The sequence below is a fragment of the Emticicia sp. genome (assembly GCF_049241225.1).
In the GTDB taxonomy this organism is placed as follows: Bacteria; Bacteroidota; Bacteroidia; order Cytophagales; family Spirosomataceae; genus Emticicia.
This window is the reverse complement of sequence record NZ_JBMLRC010000236.1, coordinates 3,392-7,591: the sequence shown is the minus strand read 5'-3', so window position 1 is coordinate 7,591 and position 4,200 is coordinate 3,392. Positions and strand designations below refer to the sequence as shown.

The following is a 4,200-nucleotide window of genomic DNA, read 5'->3' as shown; positions in this document are numbered from 1 at the left end:
AAAAACTTTGAAGTAATCATCATCGAAGATGGGTCAACTTTGAAGTGTGATGAGGTATGTGCGGCTTTTCAAGAAAAACTTGATTTGAAATACTTCTTCAAACCAAATTCTGGACAAGGTTTTTCTCGAAACTACGGCTTCGAGCGAGCAACGGGCGATTACTTCGTGCAGCTTGATTCTGATGCGATTATTCCTGAAAATTATTTTGAGATTGTAGATAACTCTCTAAAGAACAACTGGTTAGATGCTTACGGTGGCCCCGATGCTGCTCACGAAAGTTTCACGGATATTCAGAAGGCCATCAATTATTCGATGACATCGGTTTTTACGACAGGCGGAATCAGAGGAAAGAAGAACAATGCGGGTGGACAGTTTCATCCACGTAGTTTTAATTTTGGAATCTCACGAAAAGTGTGGGAGGAAACTGGGGGCTATACCATGACCCGCATGGCCGAAGACATTGAGTTTAGCATCAGAATTTTATCGAAAGGCTTTAAAGTTGGCTTGATTGAAGAAGCCTTTATTTATCATAAAAGAAGAACTGATTTTGGTCAGTTCTTCAAACAATTGCATTTCTTTGGTCGTGGGCGTATCAATCTTGCCAGAATGTTTCCTTCGGAACTCAAATTGGTGCATTACTTTCCGATGCTTTTTACACTCGGAGTTTTAGCTATTCCGATAATCTTCTTTATCGACAAAGTCTTATTCTTTATTGCCGTTTTTCTGCTCTTACTCTATATTATGATGATAGTGATTGACTCAGCAGTTCATAACAAAAGCCTAAAAATAGGGTTTTTGAGCGTAATTGCATGCTTTATTCAGTTAATGGGCTATGGCTTTGGTTTTATGCAGGAAAAGTTTTTTAAAGGGTGAGTTACTCTAAAACAAAAGAAACAGGCATAGTAAATAAAACATCTTCTTTAATTCCCCTAACTTTTCCACTATCCCAATTCCCGTCCATGAGTTTGATAACTCTCACAGCTTCTGTATCACAGTCTTCATAAAACCCTTTGAGTACTGTTATGTTTGTGATTGAGCCATCTTTTTTGATTAAAAATTTGATAAATACTTTTCCTTGTTTATTATATCTTTGAGCAGTAGCTGGGTACTTTAAGTTTGAAGCAATAAATTGGTACATTGCTTCAATTCCTCCATGAAAAGTAGCATATTCATTTATCTTATCGTAAGTAATTTTATTTCCACTTTCTACAATCTCACCTTTTTGTAGTTCTCCTTTTTTATATTGTTCGATAAAACTATTATTTCGGTACGTTCCTTTACAAATACCATCTGGAACGCCTTTTTTTATATTAGCTGTTAAAACAGTTAATGAATCTCTATAAAAATACAGGCCTTCTCCATTGTCAACAGACTTGTTTCCTAAATTATCCCAATAGGCAACCACTTGGTAATTAAACAAATGTGTTTGGTTGAAACCTGATATATTCATTTTTGAATCATACTTGACTATTTCTTTAGGCTTAGAACTTTCATAAAACTCTTGCCATTCACCCACTTTCGCTCCATTTTTAAAAAATCCTTTCGTCTGAATATTTCCGTTTGGATAAAAGTAAGTAGCATCACCATCTCTGATTAGAAAATCCTGTTTGATAGGTTTTTCATATTTATAAGTTAAGAATTTAGCATTGCTTTTGAGGTCAAATAGAGTTATTTCACCTTGCTCAGCAATAGGGGTTAAGCTATAAAATTTTGCTTCTTTTATATTAGAAGTGGGGTAAACTTCATTTGAAAAGTAAACAGTGTCTTTTTGTGCGTAGGCAAAAAAGACTTGAAAGAAAAAAAGTAAAAGTAAAGTTGGTTTCATGGAGTTTGAATGCCGTTTTTTTAATAATTATCAAATAAAAACTTCCTGATTTTCAAGCACTTCTTCTTTCAAATCTTCGATGATTTTATCTAAACCTTCGTACCAATCAAGGTGCGGAGAATGTGCTTCACAGCCTCCTGCGTGCGGAACACAGGCTGTGTATTGATGTTGTTTGTGGCAAGCTGGGCAGCGTGCAATCGTCTTGAAAGTATCCCAGATGTGGCCGCAATCGCATTGCCAATATTCTCCACCATCGGGTTCCCATTTACATTTTGGGCAACAAATCTTTATTTCACTCATAATTAATAATCAATGGACGACGGTCGGCAGTCCATAGTTTTTCTTTCAATCAACCGTCAAATTCACCAACACAAAAGACTTATTTTTGGTTTGAAACTGTCAAGTATTTTTTCAAATAATCAACACTTCTGACAAAAGGTTTCAGACCCAAATACAAAGACAATGCTGATAATGAATAGCCCAAAAGTTGTGTAATAAAGATTGAGTAGTGAATTTTATTTGGGTCGTTATAAACAGCATCATTGAGAAGGCCAACGGTGAGCGGGCCAAAACCAAGCCCGATAATATTGACAACAAATAAGAAAAATGCTGAGAAAATCGCTCGCATTTTGTTAGGTACAATTTCTTGAATAGCCGCCGTTGCCGAACCGTAAGGAAACGAACTAAAAAAGCAAAATCCTGCAATAAAATATATTCCAACGTTGATGTCTTCAATCAATAAACCAACCGTACAGAGCGATGCTGCTATCATTCCTCTAAATCCTGCCAACATTTTGGCCTGAACCACACCAATTTTTGTCAAATAATCAGCATACTTTCCGCCTGAAATTACGCCCAAAGTTGAAAAGACAGTCACCAAAAGTCCAAATGTTACGCCTGCTTTGGTATCTGCCCAACCATGTACTCGGCCGAGCATTGTTGGCACCCAATAGATACCCGCATAAGTAGCAAAAGCCATGAATGCCATACTAAAATTTAAGTATGAAAAAGTTTGTCGATTGGCTTTGAAGTAGGCAATAATCTCTTTGAAACTGCTTGTTTCGCTTATTTCTTTTTCAGAATCAAATTCAACTCGTTTGGGTTCTTTGATAGTCTGAACAAGAAAAACAATCAATATTCCTGGCAAGCCAATGTAAAAGAAAATCATTTGCCACGAGAAAATTTCGCCAACGAATGGCAAAACAATATTTTCTTTTCCAATCATGGTTCTGAGAGCTGCACCAATTAAAATTGATAATCCCGAACCTAAATATATGCCCATATTATAAACACTTAGTGCTGTTGCCAGTTTTTTCTTTGGAAAATAATCAGAAATTATTGAATATGCCGCTGGCGAAAGGGCGGCTTCGCCGATACCAACACCAACTCTTGCGAGAAAAAACAATGAATAACTACCCGCCATTCCACAAAAAACAGTCATAATACTCCAAACCAAAATTCCCCAGCTAATGATACGTTTTCTATTCATTCGGTCGGCCATTAGGCCAATCGGAATACCTACCAAAGTATAAAGAACCGCAAAACTGAGGCCCATTAAAATTCCCATTTGTGTATCTGAAATACCGAAAGAAGTTTTGATTGGCTTTACGAGCAATGAAATAATTTGGCGGTCAATAAATGAAGAGATATAGGCAAGCAAAAGCACACCCACAACATACCACGCATAGCGTAGCGAAGGTTTGGTTTCCATGAGGCTTAGGTTTAGATTGTGTGTGGAAGTTAAGGTTTTTTGATAGTAAATTGTAATTATTTTAATTAAAAATTTACTTATTCTTTGTTGGAAGGCGTTTCAAAACCTTTTTCAGTAAAAACACAAATAGTAAGACCCCAAGCACGGCTACCAAAACCGGTAACCAGAGCGTTAGGAGAGAAAAAATAACCGCAATCGAATTCTCGAAGGTAGCAAAGAAAGCATTGCCAAAACCACCCGTAAATTTCGTAGAAGCCAGTCGAAGAAGGCCAGTTCCTGCTTGGATTGTGCCAGCCACGCCACCACCTGCCAAAATTCCCAGTGTCCATTGGAGTTCGGGCGAGTCTATTTTAAGAAATGAAGTCGTCAGAATCGTTCCAGCCACAAACGAAGCGGGCGTTGTGATGGTATCGAGCAAATTATCAACCACAGGAATATAATAAGCCATGATTTCGGCCACCGTTGCTGCTCCTAAAATGTAGGTAGCCGTTGGGCTACTCAACCATTCAAATCCATTGGAAAGGTCAAGTACCTGAAATCGGGTAGCTAAATTGGCAACTAACATTGGTACAAACACTCGAAAACCCGAGCAAGCACTCAGGGCGATTCCTACGGCAAGGCTGATGATAAGTTCGGTCATGATTAAAAGCAAATAGATATTTTC

General features: G+C 37.6%; 5 protein-coding genes. 1 reads left to right on the top strand and 4 read right to left on the bottom strand.

Annotated elements, in window-relative coordinates; genetic code table 11:
- Positions 1 to 873: glycosyltransferase (locus tag ACOVO2_RS12770; protein WP_421770351.1), on the top strand; the 873-nt coding region annotated here is incomplete at its 5' end.
- Between the two features lies 1 nt (position 874).
- Here the strand turns inward: ACOVO2_RS12770 and ACOVO2_RS12765 are convergent.
- The 4 genes from ACOVO2_RS12765 to ACOVO2_RS12750 form a co-directional block, all read right to left on the bottom strand.
- Positions 875 to 1,825: a TonB family protein gene (locus tag ACOVO2_RS12765; protein WP_421770350.1), complete on the bottom strand. Its 951-nt coding sequence runs from the start codon at positions 1,823 to 1,825 to the stop codon at positions 875 to 877.
- A gap of 30 nt (positions 1,826 to 1,855) precedes the next feature.
- The gene (locus ACOVO2_RS12760; protein WP_350267999.1) at positions 1,856 to 2,125 is read right to left on the bottom strand and encodes a hypothetical protein; all 270 of its coding nucleotides are present in this window, start codon (positions 2,123 to 2,125) and stop codon (positions 1,856 to 1,858) included.
- 79 nt (positions 2,126 to 2,204) lie between these two features.
- On the bottom strand, positions 2,205 to 3,536 hold the full coding sequence (locus ACOVO2_RS12755) for a spinster family MFS transporter (protein ID WP_421770349.1): 1,332 nt from the start codon (positions 3,534 to 3,536) through the stop codon (positions 2,205 to 2,207).
- A gap of 73 nt (positions 3,537 to 3,609) precedes the next feature.
- Positions 3,610 to 4,200 (bottom strand): DUF4126 domain-containing protein (locus ACOVO2_RS12750; RefSeq protein ID WP_421770348.1); only part of this gene is annotated, 591 nt, incomplete at its 5' end.

Coding starts and splice junctions, on each gene's coding strand:
- ACOVO2_RS12760 (WP_350267999.1), bottom strand. CDS start 2,125: ATGAGTGAAATAAAGATTTGTTGCCCAAAATGTAAATGGGAACCCGAT.
- ACOVO2_RS12755 (WP_421770349.1), bottom strand. CDS start 3,536: ATGGAAACCAAACCTTCGCTACGCTATGCGTGGTATGTTGTGGGTGTG.
- ACOVO2_RS12765 (WP_421770350.1), bottom strand. CDS start 1,825: ATGAAACCAACTTTACTTTTACTTTTTTTCTTTCAAGTCTTTTTTGCC.